Origin of the sequence: Mycobacterium sp. IS-1742, assembly GCF_001500125.1 — a bacterium.
In the GTDB taxonomy this organism is placed as follows: domain Bacteria; phylum Actinomycetota; class Actinomycetes; order Mycobacteriales; family Mycobacteriaceae; genus Mycobacterium.
On sequence record NZ_LQIV01000007.1, the window covers coordinates 52,741 to 76,634 of the forward strand.

Annotated in this window: 18 protein-coding genes; 12 read left to right on the forward strand and 6 right to left on the reverse strand. The window is 70.3% G+C overall.

What is annotated here, in order from left to right; all coding sequences use genetic code 11:
* Positions 1-156: 156 nt before the first annotated feature.
* The 5 genes from AU196_RS06085 (at position 157) to AU196_RS06105 (ending at position 6,843) form a co-directional block, all read left to right on the forward strand.
* Positions 157-1,134 (forward strand): ABC transporter permease, encoded by a 978-nt coding sequence (locus AU196_RS06085; RefSeq protein WP_059094200.1) that lies wholly within the window; start codon positions 157-159, stop codon positions 1,132-1,134.
* On the forward strand, positions 1,131-2,054 hold the full coding sequence (locus AU196_RS06090) for an ABC transporter permease (RefSeq protein ID WP_059094201.1): 924 nt from the start codon (positions 1,131-1,133) through the stop codon (positions 2,052-2,054). The genes AU196_RS06085 and AU196_RS06090 overlap by 4 nt, the downstream gene beginning before the upstream one ends.
* Positions 2,051-3,886 carry a dipeptide ABC transporter ATP-binding protein gene (locus AU196_RS06095; protein WP_059094202.1) on the forward strand — a complete coding sequence of 612 codons (1,836 nt, stop codon included), beginning with the start codon at positions 2,051-2,053 and terminating at the stop codon, positions 3,884-3,886. The genes AU196_RS06090 and AU196_RS06095 overlap by 4 nt, the downstream gene beginning before the upstream one ends.
* Before the next feature lie 11 nt (positions 3,887-3,897).
* Positions 3,898-5,565 (forward strand): ABC transporter family substrate-binding protein, encoded by a 1,668-nt coding sequence (locus tag AU196_RS06100; protein ID WP_059094203.1) that lies wholly within the window; start codon positions 3,898-3,900, stop codon positions 5,563-5,565.
* 66 nt (positions 5,566-5,631) lie between these two features.
* Positions 5,632-6,843, forward strand: coding sequence for an acyl-CoA dehydrogenase family protein (locus AU196_RS06105; RefSeq protein WP_059094204.1), 1,212 nt, complete (start codon positions 5,632-5,634; stop codon positions 6,841-6,843).
* Positions 6,844-6,861: 18 nt separating this feature from the next.
* Here the strand turns inward: AU196_RS06105 and AU196_RS06110 are convergent, their stop codons facing one another.
* The 3 genes from AU196_RS06110 to AU196_RS06120 form a co-directional block, all read right to left on the reverse strand.
* Positions 6,862-7,539 carry a hypothetical protein gene (locus tag AU196_RS06110; protein ID WP_059094205.1) on the reverse strand — a complete coding sequence of 226 codons (678 nt, stop codon included), beginning with the start codon at positions 7,537-7,539 and terminating at the stop codon, positions 6,862-6,864.
* 91 nt (positions 7,540-7,630) lie between these two features.
* On the reverse strand, positions 7,631-10,264 hold the full coding sequence (locus AU196_RS06115; protein ID WP_059094206.1) for an AAA family ATPase: 2,634 nt from the start codon (positions 10,262-10,264) through the stop codon (positions 7,631-7,633).
* Positions 10,261-11,412 carry a metallophosphoesterase family protein gene (locus tag AU196_RS06120; protein WP_059094207.1) on the reverse strand — a complete coding sequence of 384 codons (1,152 nt, stop codon included), beginning with the start codon at positions 11,410-11,412 and terminating at the stop codon, positions 10,261-10,263. Before AU196_RS06120 ends, AU196_RS06115 begins: the two co-directional genes overlap by 4 nt.
* A 113-nt stretch (positions 11,413-11,525) precedes the next feature.
* Here AU196_RS06120 and AU196_RS06125 point away from each other — a divergent pair, with 113 nt between their 5' ends.
* On the forward strand, positions 11,526-12,044 hold the full coding sequence (locus AU196_RS06125) for a SixA phosphatase family protein (protein WP_231737400.1): 519 nt from the start codon (positions 11,526-11,528) through the stop codon (positions 12,042-12,044).
* 48 nt (positions 12,045-12,092) lie between these two features.
* On the opposite strand, the gene AU196_RS06130 is transcribed toward AU196_RS06125, so the two are convergent.
* Together AU196_RS06130 and AU196_RS06135 are read right to left on the reverse strand one after the other, a co-directional pair.
* Positions 12,093-12,644 (reverse strand): DUF3558 domain-containing protein, encoded by a 552-nt coding sequence (locus tag AU196_RS06130; protein ID WP_059094209.1) that lies wholly within the window; start codon positions 12,642-12,644, stop codon positions 12,093-12,095.
* Entirely contained in the window at positions 12,641-13,228 is a 588-nt protein-coding gene (locus tag AU196_RS06135; protein WP_059094210.1) for a DUF3558 domain-containing protein, read from the reverse strand. Before AU196_RS06135 ends, AU196_RS06130 begins: the two co-directional genes overlap by 4 nt.
* Before the next feature lie 77 nt (positions 13,229-13,305).
* On the opposite strand from AU196_RS06135, the gene AU196_RS06140 reads away from it, so the two are divergent.
* The 3 genes from AU196_RS06140 to AU196_RS06150 are packed head-to-tail and all read left to right on the forward strand — an operon-like array spanning position 13,306 to position 19,166.
* Positions 13,306-15,048, forward strand: coding sequence for an ABC transporter ATP-binding protein (locus AU196_RS06140; protein WP_157546082.1), 1,743 nt, complete (start codon positions 13,306-13,308; stop codon positions 15,046-15,048).
* Between the two features lie 8 nt (positions 15,049-15,056).
* Positions 15,057-16,940, forward strand: coding sequence for an ABC transporter ATP-binding protein (locus tag AU196_RS06145; RefSeq protein ID WP_059094263.1), 1,884 nt, complete (start codon positions 15,057-15,059; stop codon positions 16,938-16,940).
* Positions 16,941-17,000: 60 nt separating this feature from the next.
* The gene (locus AU196_RS06150; protein WP_059094264.1) at positions 17,001-19,166 is read left to right on the forward strand and encodes a molybdopterin-containing oxidoreductase family protein; all 2,166 of its coding nucleotides are present in this window, start codon (positions 17,001-17,003) and stop codon (positions 19,164-19,166) included.
* Here the strand turns inward: AU196_RS06150 and abmR are convergent.
* Entirely contained in the window at positions 19,163-19,729 is a 567-nt protein-coding gene (gene abmR, locus AU196_RS06155; RefSeq protein WP_059094212.1) for an ATP-binding transcription factor AbmR, read from the reverse strand. The two genes, AU196_RS06150 and abmR, sit on opposite strands and share 4 nt — an antisense overlap.
* A gap of 141 nt (positions 19,730-19,870) precedes the next feature.
* Here abmR and AU196_RS06160 point away from each other — a divergent pair, with 141 nt between their 5' ends.
* The 3 genes from AU196_RS06160 to AU196_RS06170 are packed head-to-tail and all read left to right on the forward strand — an operon-like array spanning position 19,871 to position 23,893.
* Positions 19,871-21,436: a class I adenylate-forming enzyme family protein gene (locus AU196_RS06160; RefSeq protein ID WP_059094213.1), complete on the forward strand. Its 1,566-nt coding sequence runs from the start codon at positions 19,871-19,873 to the stop codon at positions 21,434-21,436.
* 46 nt (positions 21,437-21,482) lie between these two features.
* Positions 21,483-21,686: a heavy-metal-associated domain-containing protein gene (locus AU196_RS06165; protein WP_059094214.1), complete on the forward strand. Its 204-nt coding sequence runs from the start codon at positions 21,483-21,485 to the stop codon at positions 21,684-21,686.
* Positions 21,683-23,893, forward strand: a complete 2,211-nt coding sequence (locus tag AU196_RS06170; protein WP_059094215.1) for a heavy metal translocating P-type ATPase — start codon at positions 21,683-21,685, stop codon at positions 23,891-23,893. The genes AU196_RS06165 and AU196_RS06170 overlap by 4 nt, the downstream gene beginning before the upstream one ends.
* Position 23,894: the final 1 nt, after the last annotated feature.

Below are 23,894 nucleotides of genomic sequence, written 5' to 3' on the forward strand. Positions count from 1 at the left end.
GGGATCGGGCGCGGATTCTCACCACGTGCGCACAGTCGACGCCCTGGATTCACATTCGGCGCACAGCCGGGCGCGCCGCCGCCACCGCCCTGAACCGGCGGGCGGCGGGTTTTCTTCTACCCTCTAGCCCATGCAGCCCTGCACCGGCAGTCGCCGATGACGCGGTTCCTCGCGCGCCGGCTGCTCAACTACGTCGTGCTGCTGGCGCTCGCGTCGTTCCTGACGTTCACGCTGACGTCGCTGACCTTCGAACCGCTCGACAGCCTGCTGCAGCGCAATCCGCGGCCCCCGCAGTCGACGATCGACGCGAAGGCCGCCGAACTCAACCTCGACAAGCCCATCCCGGTGCGGTACGCGCAGTGGCTGGGTGACGCGGTGCGCGGCGATTTCGGCACCACGATCACCGGTCAACCGGTCTCCGACGAACTGGGCCGGCGGATCGGGGTGAGCCTGCGGCTGCTGGTCATCGGGTCGGTGCTGGGCACCGTCATCGGTGTCGTGGTCGGCGCGTGGGGTGCGATCCGCCAGTATCGGCTGTCCGACCGGGTGATCACGCTGTTGTCGCTGCTGGTCATCAGCACGCCGACCTTCGTGATGGCCAACCTGCTGATCCTCGGGGCGCTCAACGCGAACTCGTGGCTCGGCGTGCAACTGTTCGAGTACACCGGCGAGACCTCACCGGATGCGGTCGGCGGTACGTTCAACCGGTTCATCGACCGGGTGCAGCACCTGGTCCTGCCGACGGTCACGCTGGCACTGACAGCGATCGCCGGATACAGCCGTTACCAGCGCAACGCGATGCTCGACGTGCTCGGACACGACTTCATCCGCACGGCCCGCGCCAAGGGACTCACCCGGCGGCAGGCGTTGTTCAAACACGGCCTGCGCACCGCGCTGATCCCGATGGCGACGCTGTTCGCGTACGGGTTCGGCGCGCTGGTCACCGGTGCAGTGTTCGTCGAGAAGATCTTCGGCTGGCACGGCGTCGGAGAATGGTGGATCCAGGGCATCACCACCCAGGACACCAACATCGTCGTCGCGATCACCGTGTTGTCCGGTGTGGCGATCCTGCTGGCCGGACTGCTGTCCGACGTTATCTACGCGGCGCTGGACCCGCGGGTGAGGGTGCGATGACCGACACCACCGCCCGTTCCGGACTGGACACCTCGCGGTTCGCCTCGCGCCGCACCCTGGTGCTACGACGGTTCCTGCGCAACAAGCCGGCCGTCGGCGCACTGGTACTGCTGGTGCTGATGTTCGCGGGCTGCTACCTGTTGCCACCGCTGCTGCCCTACAGCTACACCGACCTGGACTACGACGCGCTGCAGCAGCCGCCGACCACCGAACACTGGTTCGGCACCAACGCTCTCGGACAGGATCTGCTGGCCCAGACGCTGCGCGGGATGCAGAAGTCGATGCTCATCGGCGTCGCGGTGGCGTTCATCTCGACGATCATCGCCACCACGGTCGGGGCGGTCGCCGGATACTTCGGCGGGTGGCGGGACCGCACGCTGATGTGGCTGGTCGACCTGCTGCTCGTGGTCCCCGCTTTCCTGTTGATAGCGATCGTCACGCCCCGCACCAGGGGCGACATCGTCTGGCTGATCCTCCTGCTGGCGGCCTTCAGTTGGATGATCAGTTCGCGCATCGTGCGGGGCCTGACGATGAGCCTGCGCGACCGCGAGTTCGTCGTCGCGGCGCGCTACATGGGCGTGCCGCACTGGCGGATCATCGTGCGCCACATCGTGCCCAACGTCGCGTCGATCCTCATCATCGACACCGCGCTCAACGTCGGTACCGCGGTAATCGCCGAAACAGGCCTCAGCTATCTGGGTTTCGGTGTGCAGCGGCCCGACGTCTCGCTGGGCACGCTGATCGCCGACGGCACCGCGTCGGTCACCACGTTCCCGTGGGTGTTCCTGTTCCCGGCCGGCGTGCTGGTGCTGATCGTGTTGTGCGCCAACCTCGTCGGTGACGGGTTGCGTGACGCACTCGATCCGGGTGCCCGGCCGGCGCGAAACGGCCGGAGAAGCCGGAAGGGCCGCAAGACATGAGCCTGCTGCAGGTCTCCGGACTGACCGTGACGTTCGCGACCGACACCGAGCGGGTGTCCGCGGTGCGCGGCCTGGACTACCACGTCGACGCCGGTGAGGTGGTGGCGTTGGTCGGCGAGTCCGGGGCGGGCAAGTCGGCCGGGGCGATGGCCGTCGCGGGGCTGCTGCCCGAACATGCGGAGGTGGCCGGTTCGGTGCGGTTGGACGGCACCGAACTGCTCGGGCTTTCGGACGCGGAGATGTCGCGGATTCGCGGCCGCCGGATCGGCACCGTGTTCCAGGACCCGATGTCGGCGCTGACGCCGGTGTACACCGTCGGCGACCAGATCGCCGAGGCGCTGCGCGTGCACAACCGCGACCTCGACCGGCGCGGGGCCCGCACCCGCGCTGTCGAACTGCTCGAACTCGTCGGCATCGCCCAGCCCGAACGCCGCGCCCGCGCCTTCCCCCACGAACTGTCCGGCGGCGAGCGGCAACGGGTGGTCATCGCGATCGCGATCGCCAACGACCCCGACCTGCTCATCTGCGACGAGCCGACCACCGCACTGGACGTGACCGTGCAGGCGCAGATCCTCGAGGTGCTGCGGACCGCGCGCGACGTCACCGGGGCCGGTGTGCTGATCATCACCCACGACCTGGGCGTCGTCGCCGAGTTCGCCGACCGCGCGCTGGTCATGTACGCCGGCCGGGCCGTCGAGATCGCCACGGTGTCGGAGCTCTACAGCCGGCGGCGGATGCCCTACACGGTCGGGCTGCTGGGCTCGGTGCCACGGCTCGACGCGCGGCAGGGCGCCCGGCTGGTGCCCATCCCCGGGGCGCCGCCGTCGCTGGCCGCGCTGCCGCCGGGTTGCCCGTTCGCACCCCGCTGCCCGCTGGCGATCGACGACTGCCGCACCGCCGAACCCGAACTCATCGAGGTGGCGCCGGGGCACCGGGCGGCGTGCATCCGCACCGAACACGTCGCGGGCCGCAGCGCCGCCGAGGTGTACGGCGTGTCCACCGCGCCTCCCGCGACGCCGCCGTCGGCCGACGATCCGGTGGTGCTGCGCGTGAACGATCTGGTCAAGACCTACGCGCTGACCAAGGGCACCGTCTTCCGGCGCCGGATCGGCGAGGTCCGCGCCGTCGACGGCATCAGCTTCGACCTGCAGCAGGGACGCACGCTGGCGATCGTCGGCGAATCCGGATCGGGCAAGTCGACGACGCTGCACCAGATCCTCGAGCTGGCCCCGCCGCAGGGCGGTTCGATCGAGGTGCTCGGCGAGGACGTCGCCACGCTCGACACCCGGCGGCGACGGGCGCTGCGCGGTGACCTGCAGGTGGTGTTCCAGGATCCGGTGGCCTCGCTCGATCCGCGCCTGCCGGTGTTCGATGTGCTCGCCGAACCGTTGCAGGCCAACAACTTCGACAAGAGCCGCATCGACGAGCGGGTGGCCGAACTGCTCGGGATCGTCGGGCTGCGCCGCGAAGACGCCAGCCGCTACCCGGCCGAGTTCTCGGGCGGGCAGAAGCAGCGCATCGGCATCGCGCGGGCACTGGCGACGCAGCCGAGAATCCTCGCCCTCGACGAACCGGTCTCGGCGCTGGACGTGTCGATCCAGGCGGGCATCATCAACCTGCTGCTGGATCTGCAGGAGCGGTTCGGGTTGTCGTACCTGTTCGTCTCGCACGACCTGTCGGTGGTCCGCCACCTCGCCCACCGGGTGGCGGTCATGCACAAGGGCGCCATCGTCGAACAGGGCGACGGGGAGCAGGTCTTCACCGCCCCCGCACACGAGTACACGCGGCGTCTGCTGGCGGCGGTCCCCCAGCCGACGGTCCCGCAACGTTAGAGTCCGTGTGCATGACGTTGCGACGCCTGATCTCGGCCGCCCTCGTTGCCACCCTCACCCTTGCCGCGTGCTCGAGCGGCAACGAGGAGACGCCGTCGGCGGGCGGTAGCGCGGAGGTGGGCGCAACCAACGACGTCAACCCCCAGGACGTCGGCGCCCTGCGCCAGGGCGGCAACCTGCGGCTGGCGCTGACCGCGTTCCCGGCGAACTTCAACAGCCTGCACATCGACGGCAACGTCGCCGACGCCGCAGGCATGCTCAAGGCCACCATGCCGCGCGCGTTCCGGATCGCCGCGGACGGTTCGGCCACGCTGAACACCGACTACTTCACCGGCGCCGAGGTCACCGGCACCGACCCCCAGGTCGTCACGTGGACGATCAACCCGAAGGCGGTCTGGAGCGACGGGGCGCCGATCACCTGGGAGGACATCGCCGCGCAGGTGAACGCCACCAGCGGAAAGCAGGAGGGGTTCGCGTTCGCCAGCCCCAACGGCTCCGACCGCGTCGCCTCGGTGACCCGCGGGGCCGACGACCGGCAGGCGGTGATGACCTTCGCGAAGCCCTACGCGGAATGGCGCGGCATGCTCTCGGGCAACACCATGCTGCTGCCCAGGAGTGTGACCGCGACGCCGGAGGCGTTCAACCGCGCCCAGCTCAACGCACCGGGTCCGTCGGCGGGGCCGTACATCGTGTCGAACCTCGACCGTACGGCCCAGCGGATCACGCTGACCCGCAACCCGAAATGGTGGGGTGCGCCGCCGGTGCTCGACAGCATCACGTACTCGGTGCTCGACGACGCCGCCCGGATTCCGGCGCTGCAGAACAACGCGCTGGACGCCACGGGCCTGGCCACCCTCGACGAGCTGACGATCGCGCGGCGCACCAACGGGGTGGCGATCCGGCGGGCGCCGGGCAACAGCTGGTATCACTTCACGTTCAACGGCGCACCGGGCTCGATCCTGGCCGACAAGGCGCTGCGCCGGGCGATCGCGAAAGGCATTGACCGCCAGACCATCGCGGCGGTCACCCAGCGCGGTCTGGCCGACGACCCGGTTCCGCTCAACAACCACATCTTCGTCGCGGGCCAACAGGGCTACGAGGACAACAGCGGGGTGGTGGCCTTCGACCCGGAGAAGGCCAAACAGGAGCTCGACGCGCTCGGGTGGCGGCTCAACGGACAGTTCCGGGAGAAGGACGGCCGCCAGTTGGTGATCCGCGACGTGCTGTTCGACGCGCTGAGCACGCGCCAATTCGGCCAGATCGCCCAGAACAACCTCGCTCAGATCGGGGTCAAACTCGAACTCGACGCCAAGGGCGCGGCCGGCTTCTTCACCGACTACATCAACACCGGTGACTTCGACATCGCGCAGTTCTCCTGGGTGGGTGACGCATTCCCGCTCTCGGGACTGACGCAGATCTACGCATCCAACGGAGAGAGCAACTTCGGCAAGATCGGCAGCCCCGAGATCGACGCGAAGATCGAGGAGGCGCTGGAGGAACTGGACCCCGCGAAGGCTCAGCAGAAGGCCAACGAGGTCGACAAACTGCTGTGGGACGAGGTGTTCAGCCTGCCGTTAACGCAGTCACCGGGCAACGTGGCGGTGCGGGCCAACCTCGCCAACTTCGGCGCGTTCGGCCTCGCGGACGCCGACTACACGAAGATCGGCTTCGTCGAGTAGCCGGACTTCGGGTCCCGCTGATCCAAACGGTGCTCGGCACGAGGGGTCCTCGGTAGAACCGAGGGCATGACGACTGTGGAGAACACCCGCGCCCTGCCCGGGTCACCGGAGTTCGCCGTCCTGCTGGCTCAGATCGCCGCGGGCGCACGCGACCGGGACCGGGACGACGAGAACCCCTTCGACCAGGTCGCCGCGCTCAAGCGGGCCGGCTTCGGCACGCTGCGGCTGCCTGAACATCTGGGCGGTGCGGGACTGACTGTGCCGCAACTCTTCTCGACGATCATCGACGTCGCCGCCGCCGACCCGATCGTGGCGCACATCTTCCGCACCCACTTCTGGTTCGTCGAGGAGCGGCTGCGCACCGTCGGCGACCCGGCGTCGCGGCGCTGGCTGGACACGGTGGCCGACGGCAAGATCTTCGGCAATGCGTTCAGCGAGAAGGGCGGACTGGCCGTCGGCAGCCTGGTGTTCAACACCCGTCTGCTGCCCGACGGGCAGGGTGGCTACCGGCTCACCGGCGAGAAGTACTACAGCACCGGCACGTTGTTCTCCGACTATCTGACGGTGACCGCGACGACCGACCACGATTCGGTGGCGACGGTCGTGGTGCCCACCGATCGGGAGGGGGTCGGGATCGTCGACGACTGGGACGGTTTCGGTCAACGGCGCACGGGAACCGGCACCACCACGTTCACCGACGTCGCGGTGGCGGCCGACGAGGTGCTCACCGATTCGCCGTACGACGCCGAGGCGGAGCCGACGGTGCAGTACGCCTCGCTGCAGCTGTTCATCCACGCGGTGGTGGCCGGGATCCTGGCGAACGTGGTGGAGGACGGTGTCGCGCTGCTGGAGTCGCGTGAGCGCAACTTCAGCCATGCGGTGGCCGAGCGACCGACCGACGACCCGTTGCTGCAGCGTCAGCTCGGCGAGCTGGCCAGCACGGCCTACGTCGCACGGGCGGCCGTGTTGGATGCTGCCGCGGTCATCGGTGCGGCCACCGATTCGGCGGTCGACGGAGTGCCGGACGCGACGCTGGCGCAGGAGGCGCAGCTCGCGGTCGCGAAGGTGAAGGTGCATCTGGACCGGGTGGCGCCGGACGCGGCCACCCGCCTGCTGGAACTCGGCGGGGCCAGCGCAGCCAGCCGTCAGCGCAACCTCGACCGGCACTGGCGCAACATCCGCACGATCACGCTGCACAACCCGGTGGCCTATAAGGCGCGGGTGGTCGGCGAGAACCTGTTGCACGGCACACCGGTTCCCGCGAACGCCTACTTCTGAGGGGTCCGGCCCCCGCGATCAGCCGGGGCTGCCGCGCCGCTTGACCGCCTTCTTCGCGGGCGCCTTCTTGGCCGGGGCCGCCTTCTTGGCGGGCACCTTCTTCGCGACCGCGGGCGTGGCCGGCTCGGCGGCTTTCTTCGCCGGTTGCGCGGCCTTCTTGGCCGGTTCCGCGGTCTTGGCCGCGGCCTTCTTGGCGGGCGCCTTCTTGGCAGGCGCGCTCGCGGACGGTGTCTTGGCGGGGGTCACCTTGGCCGGCGGCGTCTTCGCCGCCTCGGTCTTCACCGGGGTCGCCTTCGCCGCAGCCTTCTTGGCGGGCGCCTTGGCGGGAGTCGCCTTGGCCGGCGTCTTCGCGGGCGCCTTGGCGGCCGGCGGCGCCATGTTGGCCGCCTCGGTCTTCGCCGGGGTCGCCTTCACCGCCGCCTTCTTGGCGGGGGTCTTCTTGGCGGGGGCTTTTGTCACCGGACTTTTCGCCGTCGGCCCCGAACCCGCCGCGGCCTTCTGCCCGGACGGCAGTGCGGCGGGGCCGTCGTCGTCGGACGACGATCCGATGCCGACGCGCCCGGCCGCCCCCTCGACGGCGTCACGCGCCCGCTGTGCCAGCTCGCCCAGCGCCACTCCCACGGTCGCGAGCAGATCGGTGACGCGCTGCTGCAGCGGCGCGCCCTTGTCTTCTGACGTGTCTTCTGATGACACCATGGCCTCCCGTTTCACGTATGGCTCGTAGCCCCCATACCCGTTTTCGCGGATACCTCACGTGTCACGCGCCACGGTAACGCGAAAAGGGCGTTCAGACCGTCAACTCGATGTGGTGCGCATCGGGCACCGATGCATACCGCTGCGGACTGCAGGTCAACACGATCACCTGACCGTCGCCGCCGATGACGTCGAAAACCGTGCCCATCTTGGTCAACCGGTCGGGGTCGGTGAAGCCCAGCGCATCGTCGATGACCACGGGCACCGAGTCCTCCTTGGCCACAAGGGCGGCACCGGCGAGCCGGGCCACGATGCCCAACTGTTCCTTCGCACCGCCGGACAGCGACTCGTAGGGCACCGTGCGACCGGCGAGCGTGCGGTGGTGAATTCGCAGATCGCTGTCGATCTCCACTTCGAAGCTGTCGCCGAACACCAGCCGCCCGAGCCGTTCGACCTCGCGGCGGTACGGCTCGACGTAGCGTTCCCGCGTTGCCGCCCGGTGCCTGCTCATCACCGAGCGCAGCAGTTCCACCGCGCGCGCCAGGCGGTGCACCCGCAGGTAATCGGACTCAGCGTGTTCACGTTCGGCGTTCGCGCCGTCCAATTGTCCTTGCCTGCCCTCGGTGCCGTAGACCTTCAGCGCGGCGATCACCTCGCGCAAGGCCTCGGTCGTGTCCTCGTGGCGGGCCTGCAGAGCCCGGTCCCGGCGGGTCACCTCGGCGAGGGTGGCCTCGACCGCCTCCGGGGCGCTCTGCGCCAATTCGTCGCGCAGTCGGGCGGCACGGACGGTGGCGTACTCGGCCGCCTCACGGTCGGCTTCGGCCGCCACCGACAGATCCTCGTCGGCCACGGTGGCGCGCGCCGCGGCCAGGCGCTCGGTGGCGGTGTTCAGTTCCGCCTGTGCGGCAGCGAGCTTCTCGCGCGCGACGCCGAGCCGAGTGACCTTCTCCCCCAACTTGGCCGACGCCGCGACCGCCACCTTCCGGTGCGTCTCGCAGTCACCGATGGCGCGCTGGTGTGCGGCGACGGCGGCGGCGAGGGCCTGTCGGGCGGCGGCGGCATCGGCCGGCCCGTCGAGGTCGAACAGCCCCTCGGGTTCCGGATGTCCGTCCCGCAGTTCGGCCAGCCGGGCCCGCAGTGCGGCTTCGGTGTCGTCCCCGGCGAGCGCATCGAGGGTCGCCCGCAACGTCGCCCGCGTCTGCATCAGGGCACGACGACGGTCGTGCAGGCTGCGCGCGGTCGCGATGTCGGCGGCGCCGGCCGCCTGCAACGCGGCCGCCAGTTCCGCCTCGGCCGCCTCGAGCCGCGCCTGGGTCTGCGCGGCCGGAGTGCCCGGCACCACGCGCGCCGTGAGCAGCCCGGGCACGCTGATCTCCGTCGGGGACGTCGCGTTGACCGACCAGCCGTCGCCGGCGGCCACCCGCACCACCTCGTCACCCACCCGCACCTCGACATCGGCAACCGCGTCGAGTTCGATTCGCGCGGAGGCGAGTTCGGCCTGTCCGGCGGCCCGTTCCACGGCCACGGCGGCGGTCTCGACGAGTCGCATCGAGGTGTCGGTGACCGCGATTCCGGCCAGTTCGGCGTCGACGACCGCGGACTCGCGCACTGCCGCGTCGATCTTCGCCAGCCGTGCCGCCAACCGGTCGGCCTCATCCCGATCGGAAAGGCGTTGCGCGACAACGCGTGCCGTATCGACCAGAGCGTGGTGTTCCTCGACCGCGGCCCGGGCCCGGTCGGCAGCCTGCTGCGCGGCCTCGTCGACCTCGCGGGCGGTGGCCTCCTCGCCGACGGCGGTGGCCACCGCGGCGTCGAGGTCGGTCAGCGCCGCGCGACGTTCGTCGATGTCGGCTCGCATGCGGCGGCGCTCGGTGACCGCGGCGAGCGAGGCGGCGCGGGTGGCCTGGGCCGCCTTGGCGAGGACGTCGGCCTCGTCGGCCTGCCTGCGCAGCGCCGCCACCGCCTGCGCGGCTTCGCGCGCGGCGGTCAGTTCGTGCGCGAGCGCCGCCCGCTGCTCGGTCGATTCGGCCAGCTGGCCGGTCAGCGCCGCGTGCCGGCGCACCGCCTCGTCGACCTCACCGACCGCTTCCGCGCACCGTGCCACCTCGGCTTCGGCGGCCTGCAGCCGTTTGATCGCTGCGGCCCACTCGCCCGTCGCCCGACCGGTGGCTGTGAAGTAGCGGCCGTACTCCTCGTCGATGCGGTCGACGAGCAGCGGTTCGGCACCCGAGGTGGTGGCCGCCTCACCGGCGGCCGCGTCGAGCGCGCGGGCGAGCGCGTCGGAACCGGAGAAGTCCGCCGCGGCGGTGGACGCGGACTGCCAGACCCGTTGCGCCTGCCACAGATCCATGTCGACGGTCTGTTCGAGCAGGGCCAACGCCCGCTCGTGTGCCTCGTCACCGGTGAGCTGCTCACGCTGCGGGGCGAGAACGGTCAGTTCCGTCTCCGCACGCTTGTGGAAGCGTTTGCGGTACACGAAACGGTAGGGCCCCGTGCTGATCTCGGCACTGACCTCGGCCCCTACGTCGGCGTGGGTGGGTTTGACCTGCTTGACCTCCTTCTTCGTCGAGCGGTCCTTGGCGGCGAAGAGCAGATCCAGCGCCTCGATCATCGACGATTTCCCGATTTCGTTGGCGCCGCTGACGATGACGACACCGCGGTCGGGGAACTCGATCTCGCGGCGGCTGACGCCGCGGTAGTTGGTCAACACCAGACGGTGCAGTTTCATGCGACCTCGCTCCGTTCGACCAGTCGCAGCAGCAGAGCCAGCGCGGCGCGGGCGTCCTCGGCGCCCTCCCCGTCGGCGCGGGCGGCCTCCACCAACTCGTCGACGGCCGCGGCCGCGAACCCCCCGATGCCCAGGTCGTCGAATTCACCGTCGGCGGGCAGGACCGCGATGTCGGTGCCGCGCTCCCACTCCGTCAACGCGGCGAACAACCGGGAGTACTTGAGCAGGCACTCGTCCAGTGCGGCCTTGTCCGTGACGGTGAGCGAACCCGTCAGCCCGAGGCGGACGACGGTGCGTTCCTTGTCCGGCATGAGGTCGAGGTTGAGGTCGAGATCGGCCACGTCTCGGCTGCTGTCGACCGAACGGGTCAGCGTGACGAACCGCCAGCGACCCAACCGCTCGGGGCGCACCCGTACCGGACGCCGATCGGCGTCCTCGTCGATCTCGACCACGAGTGCGTGACCGGAGTCGGATTCGATGTCGTCGTAGTTGGTGACCTCGGGCGAGCCCGAGTACCAGACCCGCCCGGTCGCACCGACCTCGGTACGAGAGTGCTTGTCGCCCAACGCCACATAGTGCACGGCGCCACGGGCCAACGCCGCCTCGACGGCGGCCAGCCGGATCAGCGCCGCCTTGTCCTTACCCGGGTCGATGAGGTCCACGGCACCGTGACCCACGACGATGCGCGTCACCCCGTCGGCGGGCAGGTCGGCGAGCACGTCCCCGACGAGATCGCTCGTGGGCGCCTTCGACCGCCACGGTGCCGCGACGAGCTCGAGGCCCGGCCGCACCATGTGGACACCGGCGCGGTCGAGCACCGTGACGTGGTCCGGGCATTCGGCGGTGAACAGGGCGCTGGTGTACACCGAGGAGGCGTCCAACGGGTCGTGGTTGCCGGGCAGCAGATAGACCGGGACACCGATGGTCCGCATGGCTTCGAGCGACTGGCCGACCTCGCGCGGGCACAGCTGGTTGTGCTCGAACACGTCGCCGGCGACCACCACGAACTCCGCGCCCACCTCGGCCGCCAGCGCACCGACTGCAACGACGGCCTCGCGCCGTGCGGCCGAATACCGGGGCTGCGCCTCACCGTTGAGGAAGTGGCGGGTCATCCCGAGCTGCCAGTCGGCGGTATGCACAAATCGCATGTGGCCCCGTCCCTTTCCCCTCGTCGTCGTGGTGCATGGCGAGTGTAGGACCGGGCACCGACAAGTCAGCGGACCTCGACCGGCATGTGGCCCCACGACCTAACGTGGAGGGGGTGAGCCCGAACATCCGCACCCTGGTACTGCTCCGACACGCCAAGTCCGACTACCCCGACGGCGTCGACGACCACGAACGGCCGTTGGCCGCGCGGGGGATCCGCGAAGCCGGTCTCGCCGGCGACTGGCTGCGCGCCCACCTGACGCCGCTGGACGCGGTGCTCTGCTCGACGGCCACCAGGACCCGACAGACCCTCGAGCGCGCGCGCGTCGACGCACCGGTCCATTTCGCCGACCGGCTCTACGACGCCACGCCGGGCACGGTGATCGACGAGATCAACTCGGTCGCGCGGCGTTTCGACCACCGGGTCGACACGCTGCTGGTGATCGGGCACGAACCGGCCATGTCGCACGTCGCCCTGGGACTGGCCGCGGTCGAGGACAGCGACCGGAGGGCGGCCGACGGGATCGCGGCGAAGTTCCCGACCTCGGCGATCGCCGTGCTGCGCACCGCGCAGCCGTGGGATCGCCTGGCGCTCGGCGGCGCCGCGCTGGTCACCTTCCACGTTCCTCGGTGACTTCGGCGTGCGCGGTCGCGCTCAGCGCGACCCAGCACGCCCAAATCGCTAGGAGTTGGTGGCGAGCGTCAGCTCCATCAGCTTGATCGCCATCCCGCACGCGTCGATGCCGGGCGCCTGCGGATTGACCCACCAGCCGACCACGCCACCCGCATCGCTGGCCACCCCGCACGCGCCGTTCGGATCGCCGGGCCGCATCACGATCGACGGCACCCCGGCCACCGAACGGTTCTCGATCTGGTACTCCAGCTTCTGGGCCGTCTGCTGCTCGTTGTCGAGGCTGCCCTCCTCGAACCAGAAGCGGGTGATGTCGACGAGGCCGGCGGGATTGGCGGCCTGCCAGCGGCAGACGGCGCCCACGAAGGTGCTCTGGATGTCCAGCGGGTCGGCGCCGACCGTCTCGGCCAGGATGTCCTCGGTCAGCACGTCGCACTCTTTGAGCAGGTTCGGGTACTGCTGTTCGGAGTCGTTGTTGCTGGGCCCGCCGCCGGAACCCGCACGCGCCGCGGTGCCCTCGACCGTGCGGGTGCAGCCCAGCAGCATCGTCAGGGCGGCCAGCAGAGCGGCCACGGCGGCCAGAGTCCGTGCGGAGCGGCTCATCGGGAATTCACAATCGATTGACGGGTGAGCTCTTTGGCGACCTCACACGGGTCAGGGAACGGTTTCTCGGCGAAGCTGACCGACCATTCGATGAAGTCGTTGTCGAACTGGATGCCGATCTCACACAGGTTGGTGCCCAGCGTCAGATCGTCGCCGGTGGCGATGAATCCGTCGTGGCCCTCGATGTTGATGTCCTCGACGCTGGTGCGCGACAACTCCTCGGTCTTGCGCTCGCGGCCGATCGGGCTGCCCCGGAAATGGGTGAACGAGAAGTGCGGCCCGACGATGCTGCCGCCTGCCAGCCACTGGCAGCCCACCGACGTGGTCGCGGTGTTCACCAGACCCGGCACCTCGGTGAGCTGGCTGATGGTCTGATCGCTGATCCCACCGCACTGCGGGAAGAACGGGCCGTGCTTGATGTCCTGCTGGGCCTGCGTGCTCTGCGGCGACTCACCCGGCGCCGCGGGCTCCGAGTCCGAGGAACAGGCGGCCAACAGCGGGATCACGGCCATCGCCAGCGCGGCCAGCGCTTTCGCGTGGCGGGTCCGTCCCGTCGTGCGCGTGCTGGGGTTCACGCCATGCACTGTAGCGGCAGCACTGATCGTGAACCACCGACATGCCGGTTGACCTGCAAGTTCGTTCGGTGTGCGACAGTAGCGAGATGCTCTGGGGTCTGCTGCGGCAGTACGTGCGGCCGTACCGCGGACTGCTCTCGGCGGTCGCCGCGCTCCAGATCGTCAGCACGCTCGCCTCGCTGTACCTGCCGACGGTCAACGCCGCGATCATCGACGACGGCGTCGCCCGGGGCGACACCGCGACCATCGTCGAACTCGGCATGGTGATGCTCGCCGTCACCGCGCTGCAGGTGGTGTGCGCGGTCGGCGCGGTGTATTTCGGCTCGCGCGCCGGTATGGGCTTCGGCCGGGACCTGCGTTCGGCGATCTTCGACCGGGTGACGCGGTTCTCGGCGGAGGACACCGCGCGGTTCGGCGCCCCGTCGCTGCTCACCCGCACCACCAACGACGTCGGCCAGATCCAGCTGCTCGTGCAGTTGACGTGCACGATGCTGATCACCGCGCCGATCATGTCGGTCGGCGGCATCTTCATGGCGATCCACCAGGACGCCGGGCTGTCGTGGCTGCTGCTGGTCAGCATCCCGGTGCTGGCGTTGGCCAACTACTGGATCGTCTCGCATCTGCTGCCGATCTTCCGCCGGATGCAGCAGTTCATCGACGACATCAACCGGGTGATGCGCGATCAGCTCACCGGTCTGCGGGTCATCCGCGCGTTCGCCCGCGAGCCGCTCGAACGCGACCGTTTCGCCGCGGCCAACCAGACACTGTCGGACACCGCCCTGGACGCCGGCCGCTGGCAGGCGCTGATGCTGCCGGTCACCACGCTGGTCATCAACGTCTCGAGCGTCGCGCTGATCTGGTTCGGCGGCCTGCGCATCGACGCCGGCCAGATGCAGGTCGGCTCGCTGATCGCGTTCCTGTCCTACTTCATGCAGATCCTGATGGCCGTGCTCATGGCCACCTTCATGCTGATCATCATCCCGCGGGCGACGGTGTGCGCCGAACGGATCGGTGAGGTGCTGGCCACCCGCCCGGGCATCGACACCCCGCCGGACGCCGTCCGGCCCGACACGGTGCGCGGCGAGATCCGCCTGGAGGGCGCCACCTTCTGCTATCCCGGCGCGGACCGGCCGGTCGTCGAGGACGTCTCGCTGACCGCGCGACCCGGGACGACGACGGCGATCGTCGGGTCGACCGGATCCGGGAAGTCGACCCTGATCTCGCTGATCTGCCGGCTCTACGACGTGACCGGCGGCAGCATCCGCATCGACGGGACCGACGTGCGCGACTATGACATCGAACGGCTGTGGTCGCTGATCGGGCTCGTGCCGCAGCGCGGCTACCTGTTCACCGGGACCGTCGCCGACAACCTCCGGTACGGCGATCCCGACGCAGGAGAGGAACAGATGTGGACCGCGCTGCGGGTGGCCGCCGCCGACGACTTCGTCCGCGCGCACGCCGACGGGCTGCAGATGCGCGTCGCCCAGGGCGGGATGAACTTCTCCGGCGGCCAGCGGCAGCGGCTGGCGATCGCCCGCGCGGTGATCCGCCGGCCGTCGGTGTACCTGTTCGACGACGCGTTCTCCGCCCTCGACGTGCACACCGACGCCCGCGTGCGCGCCGCGCTGCGCGAGGTGTCGGCCGAGGCCACCGTCGTCGTCGTCTCACAGCGGCTCTCGACCGTCGCGCAGGCCGATCAGGTGATCGTCGTCGACGACGGCCGCGTGGTCGGCGCCGGCACGCACGAATCGCTGCTGGTGGACTGTCCGACCTACGCCGAGTTCGCCGAGTCGCAGTCGGTCGGCGCCGATGTCGGCGGCCGCCCGTGACCGGACCGATGGGCCGTCCGATGCGCGGCCTGCCGCAGGCGCCGGCCGAACGCACCCGCGACTTCAAGGGTTCGGCGCTGCGCCTGGTTCGGCGGCTCACCCCACAGCGCACGCTGACCGCGACGGTGATCGCACTCGGGGTGGCCGGCATCGCCCTCGGTGTCATCGGGCCGCGGATCCTCGGACACGCGACCGACCTGTTGTTCAACGGGGTGATCGGCCGGGGACTGCCCGCCGGGCTGACCAAGGAGCAGGCCGTCGAGGCGGCCCGCGCCCGCGGGGACTCGACCTTCGCCGACCTGCTGTCCGGGATGGCCGTGGTACCCGGGCAAGGGGTGGACTTCGGCGCCGTGGCCCGCACGCTGGCACTGGCTCTGGGTCTGTATCTCGTTGCGGCGCTGCTGGTCTGGATCCAGGCCCGGATCCTCAACGTGGTGGTGCAGCGCACTATGGTCAGGCTGCGTGCCGACGTGGAGGACAAGGTGCACCGGCTGCCGCTGTCCTACTTCGACACCCGCCAGCGCGGTGAGGTGCTCAGCCGCGTCACCAACGACGTCGACAACATCCAGACCTCGCTGACGATGACGATCAGCCAGCTGCTGACCTCCGTGCTGACGATCGTCGCGGTGCTGGTGATGATGCTGACGATCTCACCGCTGCTGACCCTGCTCACCGTGCTCACCGTGCCGCTGTCGCTGCTGGCGATCCGCTGGATCACCCGGCGCAGCCAGCGGCTGTTCGTCGCGCAGTGGCGCAACACCGGACGGCTCAACGCCCATATCGAGGAGACCTACAGCGGCTTCACGATCGTCAAGACGTTCGGTCACCGCGCCGCCGCGCAGGAGAAGTTCCGCGAACTCAACGACGAGGTGTACCAGTCGAGCTTCGGCGCCCAGTTCTTCTCGGGGCTGGTCTCGCCGGCGACGGGTTTCATCGGCAACCTCAGCTACGTGGCGGTCGCCGTCGTCGGGGGCCTGCAGGTGGCGGGTGGGCAGATCACGCTCGGCAACATCCAGGCGTTCACCCAGTACGTGCGCCAGTTCAACCAGCCGCTGAGCCAGGTCGCCGGCATGTACAACACGCTGCAGTCGGGGATCGCCAGCGCCGAGCGCGTCTTCGAACTCCTCGACGCCGACGAGCAGTCCGCCGATCCCGTGACACCCCTGCCCAGCACCAGGGGCCGGGTCGAGTTCGACCACGTGCACTTCGGCTACCGGCCGGGCACACCGGTCATCGAGGACCTGTCGCTGGTTGCCGAACCGGGCAGCACCGTGGCGATCGTCGGGCCGACCGGTGCGGGCAAGACCACGCTGGTGAACCTGCTGATGCGGTTCTACGACGTCGATTCCGGCCGGATCCTGCTCGACGGCGTCGACATCTCGACGGTCAGCCGCCACTCCCTGCGCTCGCGGATCGGCATGGTGCTGCAGGACACCTGGCTGTTCGCCGGAACGATCTACGACAACATCGCCTACGGCAGACCGGGCGCGGGTGAGGACGAGGTGATCGCGGCCGCGAAGGCCGCGCACGTGGACCGCTTCGTCCACACGCTGCCCGACGGCTACGCCACCCTGGTCAGCGACGACGGCGGCTCCATCAGCGCCGGTGAGAAACAGCTGATCACGATCGCCCGGGCGGTGCTGGCCCAGCCGCAACTGCTGGTGCTCGACGAGGCGACGAGTTCGGTGGACACCCGGACCGAGTTACTCATCCAGCAGGCGATGGCCGAACTACGCCGCGACCGGACGAGCTTCATCATCGCCCACCGCCTGTCGACCATCCGCGACGCCGACCTGATCCTGGTCATGGAGGCCGGCCGGATCGTCGAACGCGGGACGCACGACGACCTGGTCGCCCGCCGGGGCGAATACTGGTCCATGACACAGGTTTAAGCACTCCGCTGCCCACGATTCCGCGCCCCGCCGGCCGCGCGGTGGGGCAGGATGCGCGGTATGTCCAGCACCACCGTGCACACCTTCTGCCGTTACTGTCTGGCGTCGTGCGGGGTGGAGGTCACCGTCGAGGACAACCGCGTCCGCAAGATCTCCGCCGACCGGCTCAACCCGCACAGCTGGCACGACTTCTGCGCCAAGGGCCGCACCGCGGCCCAACTCGTCGAGCATCCGCGCCGGATCCTCACCCCCATGCGGCGGGTGGGCGACCGCTACGTCGAGGCCAGCTGGGGGGAGGCGATCACCGACATCGCCGCGCGGATGAACGCCGCGATCGAGGCCGACGGGCCCGACGCCATCGGCGCCTACTACGGCAACCCCACCGGCTTCTCGGGCTCCAATGTCATCTTCATGAACGCCTGGCTCGACGCCGTCGGCACCCGCAACCGGTACTTCGTCGGCTCGGTCGACCAGAACGCCATGCACGTCGTCGCCGAGGCGATGTACGGGTCGATGCTCATGGCACCGGTGTCCGACATCGACAACTGCGACTACTTCCTGCTCGTCGGCACCAATCCCGCAGTGAGCGCATGGAATTGGCTGGAGACGGTGCCCGGCGGTTGGCGCCGGGCCCTCGAGCGCCAGAAGCGGGGCGCGACGCTGGTGGTCGTCGACCCGATCCGCACCGAGAGTGCCGAGAAGGCCGATGTGCACCTCGCGGTGCGTCCCGGTCAGGACTGGGCGCTGCTGCTGGCGATGGTGAAAGTCGTTCTGGACGAAGGGCTCGAGCACCGCGGCGACTGCGCCGACCTGGCCGTGGGGGTGCCCGAGTTGCGCCGACTGGTCGCCGACGCCGACCTCGACGACCTCGCGGAGCGCTGCGGGGTCGACCGCGCGACGGTCGAACGGGTGGCACGCGACTTCGCCGCCGCGGGCGGCGCGATGGTGGTCACCCGCACCGGGGTGTCGCTGCACGCGGCGGGCACCGTGGCCGAGTGGCTCGGCCATGTGCTCAACGTCATCACCGGCCGGATGGACCGGCCCGGCGGGCGGCGGTTCGAACCGGGTTACGTCGACGCGCTGCGGCTCGCGGACCTGGCGAAGGGCACCCCCCACGTCAGCCGGGTGGCCGGACGCGAGATGGTGTCGGGCGCACATGCTCTGGCGGAGCTACCCGACGAGATCACCACACCGGGCCCGGGCCAGATCAAGGCCCTGCTGATCAACTGCGGCAATCCGGTGGTGTCCGGCCCGGACGGCGCCAAACTGGACCGCGCGCTGGCGACGCTCGACCTGCTGGTGGTGATCGACCTGGTGCAGCGCGAGAGTCACCGCCACGCGCACTGGCTGCTGCCCGCGGCGCACTGGCTCGAACGCGACGATCTGCTGGCGTTCACCAGCAGCATGCACGACGAACCGTTCGTGCAGTACGGGCGCCGGGCGGTCGACCCTCCGCCGGGCGCCCGCGAGGAGTGGCAGATCTTCACCGACCTCACCCTCGCGATGGGGCGGCCGCTGTTCGGGGTGCGGGGCATGAACGCGTTCGTCCGGGCCACCAGGCGGGCCGCCGCGGTGACCCGCCGGCCCGCGCTGGCCTTCAGCCCGCAGTGGATGAACCGGATCCTCATCGCGACGGCGCGGAAGGTCAACGGGCGCAGGCTGAAATGGCGTGACGTCGTGCGCAGTCAGCACGGGCTGGTGCTGGGCCCGCGCGAGTTCGGTCACTTCCGCGAGGCGTTGCGCACACCGGACAAGAAGGTGCACGCGGCGCCGCCGGAGTTCGTGGCGCGGGCGCGGGAACTGCTCGGCGCACCGCATCCGGTCGCCCCGGCCGGCTACCCGTTCCAGCTGGGCAACCGGCGGCACCGTCACTCGATGAACTCATGGCTCAACGATCTGCCGCAACTACACCCGGCCGGTAAGCGCAACGAGGTCGTCATCCATCCCGACGACGCGCTCGCGCTCGGCGTGGCCGACGGCGACCGGGTGCGGGTGTTCTCCCCCGTGGGCGCCGTCGAACTGCAGGCCGCGGTGAGCGACCGGCCACGCCGCGGGTTGGTCGTCCTCGACCACGGCTGGGGCTCACGGGTCTTCGACCCGCGCGGCGGTGCGGAGCCGCAGTCGTTCGGGGTCAACCGCAACCTGCTGGTGGACGGCGCCGGACTCGACCCGCTGTCGCAGACCTCGACGCTCAGCGAGGCGTGGGTCGGAGTCGAGCGGGTCTAGAGCTGCGGGCCTTCGGCACGCAGATCGTCGACCTTGGCCATCGCCTCGCGCAGCTGGGCCAGCCACTCGTCGGCGTGCTGCCCCACCAGCCGGACCGACCAGGCCAGAGCGTCCGAGCGGGACCGCGCGACCCCGGCGTCGACCAGGGTGTCGAGCACCTGGCGCTCGGGCTGCCGCAGCCGCGTCATCACCGGTACGGCGATGTGGGTGAACAGAATCCGCTCGGTGTCACCACCCACTGCTCCGATCTCTATGCCCCAGGAGACCTTGCGGCCGTAGCGCGCCTCGGCCTCGTCGGCGATCCGCATGCGCTCCGGGCGCGTCTGTTCCCGGAAGCGGGCCGCACGCCCGGAGGCCCTGGCCTCGCTCTCCTGTTCGTCGGGTTCGGTCAGGCGGCCGATGACCGTGATCTCCTCGCGGTCCACGACCACGGTGGGATCACCGGCGAACCACCCGTCCGGTACCCGGCCCGCGAACCAGTCCGCGGCATCGGCCGCGTCGGGCTGGTCGGCTTGCTGCCAGCCGCCCGGCCGTCCGGGTCGGCGGTGATGATGTGTCTTCATGATTACAAAATTACACCGTTACATCACTGGTGGGAGGGTTTCTCCAGGGGCGAACGGCCGCGACACTACGGTTGATGACGTATTCGGCGCGCACAGCGTCACGAACCGTAGTCTCGGCGCGGGAAAGGAGGTGGCCGCATCGTGAGCGACTGGGACACCGAGGTGTTCGACGGGGTCTACGCCGGTCACCCCGGCCGCCTCTACCGCCGCAGCCCCACCACGATCGGCGATCTCGTCGCGGGCACCCGCTGCTGGACCGACCGGGAGTTCCTCGTCCACGGCGAGCGCCGCATCACCTACGCCGACTTCCGCAGCGCCCTCGGCCGGGCGGGCGCGCAGATCGCCGGCCTCGGGGTGCGGCCGGGCGACCGGGTGATGGTCTTCGGGTACAACAGCCCGGAATGGGTTCTGGCCGTGTTCGCGCTCCTGCTGCACGGGGCGGTTCCGGTGCTGGGCAACCGCTGGTGGAGCCCCGTCGAGGTGGACCATGCCTGCGAACTGCTCGACCTGCGCCACATCCTCACCGACACAGCGCTGGACACGGCGACCGCCACCAGTCCGCTCGCCGACCTCGAATCTGCCTTCGGGCCTGCGGGCCACCCCACGTCGACCGGCGACGCCGGCCTCGAACCGGACCTCGACGACGTCGCGGTCATCCTGTTCACCTCGGGCAGCTCCGGCCTACCGAAAGCCGTTGAGCTGTCGCGACGTTCGGTGATCGCCAATCAGCAGAACATCCTGGCGCGCAACGGCAGGCTGCCCCATCTGCTCGACGCCGACTCGCCGCAGGCGGTCAGCCTCGCGAGTACGCCGATGTTCCACATCGGAGGCCTGTCCAGCCTGCTCACGCATTTCCTGACCGGCGGCCGGATCGTGTTGGCGCAGGGCAGGTTCGACGCCGCGCAGGTGATGTCGCTCATCGAGCGCGAACGTGTGCAGATCTGGGGCGCGGTGCCCACCATGGCCGTGCGCGTCCTCGAACACCCGGAATTCGGGTCCCGCGACCTGAGCAGTCTGCGGTCCTGGCCGCTCGGCGGTGCGCCGGTGAGTCCCGACCTGCTCGAACGCATCCGTGAGACGCTGCCCAACCTGCGTGAGCGCGGCCTGTCGAACACCTGGGGCATGACCGAGGCGGGCGGCTTCCTCACCGTCGCCGACAGCCGGGACCTGCGTGCACGGCCCGGCACGGTCGGCAGGCCCTACCCCGTCGTCGAGTTGCGCATCGACCGGCCCGACGCCGAGGGTGTCGGCGAGGTGCTGGCCCGCTCCCCGACCGTGATGCTGGGCTACGCGGGGCGCGCCGATGACGAGACCGTCGACGCCGACGGCTGGTTGCACACCGGCGATCTCGGCCATCTCGATGGCGACGGATTCCTCTTCATCGACGGCCGCAGCAAGGACATCGTGATCCGCGGCGGTGAGAACATCGCGTGCCCGCACGTCGAGGCGGCGCTCACCAGCCATCCGGCCGTGGTCGAGGCCGCCGCGCTGGGCCTGCCCCACCCCGACCTCGGCGAGGAACTCGCCGCGGTGGTCGTGTACCGCACGGGCGCCACCCCACCGACCGATGACGAGCTGCGGCGCCACCTCGCCGGCGTGGTGTCCTCGTTCGCCGTCCCGACCCGGTGGCTGATCCGGAGCGAACCCCTCCCCACGCTGGCCGGGGAGAAGATCGACAAGAAGGCGCTCGCGGCCACGTTCGGGTGAGGACGGAGGCGTTTACCCATACCCCCTACGGGTATATGCTGGGTCCATGAGCCTGAAGCTGGAAGTCGAAGGGATGAGCTGCGCGCACTGCGTCGCGAGCATCACCGAGGCCGTGCGGCCGCTGCCCGGCGTCACCGGAGTCGCGGTGGACCTGGACGGCTCGGCCGTCACGGTGACCGGTGAACCCGACGAGACCGCCGTCGTCTCCGCCATCGAGGACTGCGGGTACGACGTGCGCCCCACGCCATGAGCTCGGTCGTGCTCGACGTCGGCGGGATGACCTGCGCATCCTGCGCCGCCCGCGTCGAGAAGAAGCTCAACCGGATCGAGGGTGTGAGCGCGTCGGTGAACTATGCGACCGAACAGGCCACCGTCACCTACCCCGACAGCGTGCGCCCCGAGGACCTGGTCGCCGCCGTCGAGGCGACCGGCTACACCGCCTCCCTGCCCGCCCCGGAACCCGAGGAAGCCGAGCCGGCCCGGCCGGAGGACGCCGCCCAGTGGCGACAGCGGTTGACGATCTCGGCGGCGCTCACCCTGCCGGTGGTGCTGCTGTCGATGATCCCGGCGCTGCAGTTCGACAACTGGCAGTGGCTGACGCTCACGCTCGCCTCGCCCGTCGTGGTGTGGGGCGCGTGGCCGTTCCACCGGGCCGCGTGGGTGAACCTGCGCCACGGCGCGGCCACCATGGACACGCTGATCTCGGTCGGTGTGAGCGCCGCGTACCTGTGGTCGCTGTGGGCGCTGTTCTTCACCCACGCCGGCATGCCGGGGATGACGATGACGTTCGACCTGCTGCCGTCGGACACCGGTGACGCACACCTCTACCTCGAGGTCGCCGCCGCGGTGACGACGTTCCTCACCGCAGGCCGCTATTTCGAGGCGCGGGCCAAACGCCAGTCGGGCGCGGCGCTGCGCGCACTGCTCGACATGGGTGCCAAAGACGTTGCGGTACTGCGTGGTCCGCATGAGGTCCGGATCCCCGTCGACCAGCTGGTGGTCGGCGACGAGTTCGTGGTGCGGCCCGGCGAGAAGATCGCCACCGACGGGGTGGTGGCGTCCGGCTCCTCGGCCGTCGACATGTCCATGCTGACCGGCGAGTCGGTGCCCGTCGAGAAGGGCCCCGGCGACGACGTCGTCGGCGCCACCGTCAACGTCGGCGGCCGCCTCACCGTGCGCGCCACCCGGGTCGGCGCCGACACCCAGCTGGCACAGATGGCCCGGCTGGTCAACGAGGCGCAGAGCGGCAAGGCCGAGGTGCAGCGCCTGGCCGACCGGGTCTCGGCGGTCTTCGTCCCGGTGGTGATCGGACTCTCGCTGCTGACGCTGGCGGGCTGGCTGCTGACCGGCGGATCGGCCAACGCCGCCTTCACCGCCGCGGTCGCCGTGCTGATCATCGCCTGCCCGTGCGCGCTGGGCCTGGCCACGCCGACCGCGCTGCTCGTCGGCACCGGCCGCGGCGCCCAACTGGGCATCCTGATCAAGGGGCCGCAGATGCTGGAGTCGACCCGCCGGGTCGACACCGTGGTCCTGGACAAGACCGGAACCGTCACGACGGGTCAGATGTCGGTGGTCGCCACCTTCGCCGACGAGCCGACGATGCGGCTTTTCGGCGCCCTGGAGAGCGCGTCGGAACACCCCATCGCCCGCGCGATCGCCGCCCATGCCGCCGAGGACGGGGAGTTGCCCGCGGTCGAGCAGTTCGAGAACCACGGGGGCAGCGGCGTCAGCGGCGTCGTCGACGGGCACCGCGTCGCCGCGGGGCGGCTGGCCTGGCTGACCGAGACCACCGCCGCACCGGTGCCCGGCGACCTGCGCGACGCCGCCAACACCGCGGAGGCGGAGGGACGGACCCCGGTATGGTTCGCCGCCGACGGAACGATCCGCGGGGTCGCCGTCGTCTCCGACACGGTCAAGGACCACGCCGCCGACGCGATCGCCGACCTGCGCGCGCTGGGGCTGACCCCGGTGCTGCTCACCGGCGACAACCGGCGCGCGGCGGAGGCGGTGGCCCGGCAGGTCGGCATCGACGTCGGGGCAGGCACCGTCATCGCCGAGGTGCTGCCGCGGGACAAGGTCGACGCCGTCCGGGGGCTGCAGGACGACGGCAGGGTCGTCGCGATGGTCGGCGACGGCGTCAACGACGCCGCCGCGCTGGCGCAGTCCGATCTCGGACTGGCCATGGGCACCGGCACCGACGCGGCGATCGAGGCGTCGGACCTCACCTTGGTGACCGGCGACCTGCGCGCCGTTCCGGACGCGATCCGGCTGTCACGCGCCACGCTGCGCACGATCAAGGGAAACCTGTTCTGGGCGTTCGCCTACAACGTCGCGGCGCTGCCGCTGGCGGCGTTCGGTCTGCTCAACCCGCTGATCGCCGGGGCGGCGATGGCGTTCAGTTCGGTGTTCGTGGTCACCAACAGCCTGCGGCTGCGCCGGTTCACCCCGTCGCGCTGAG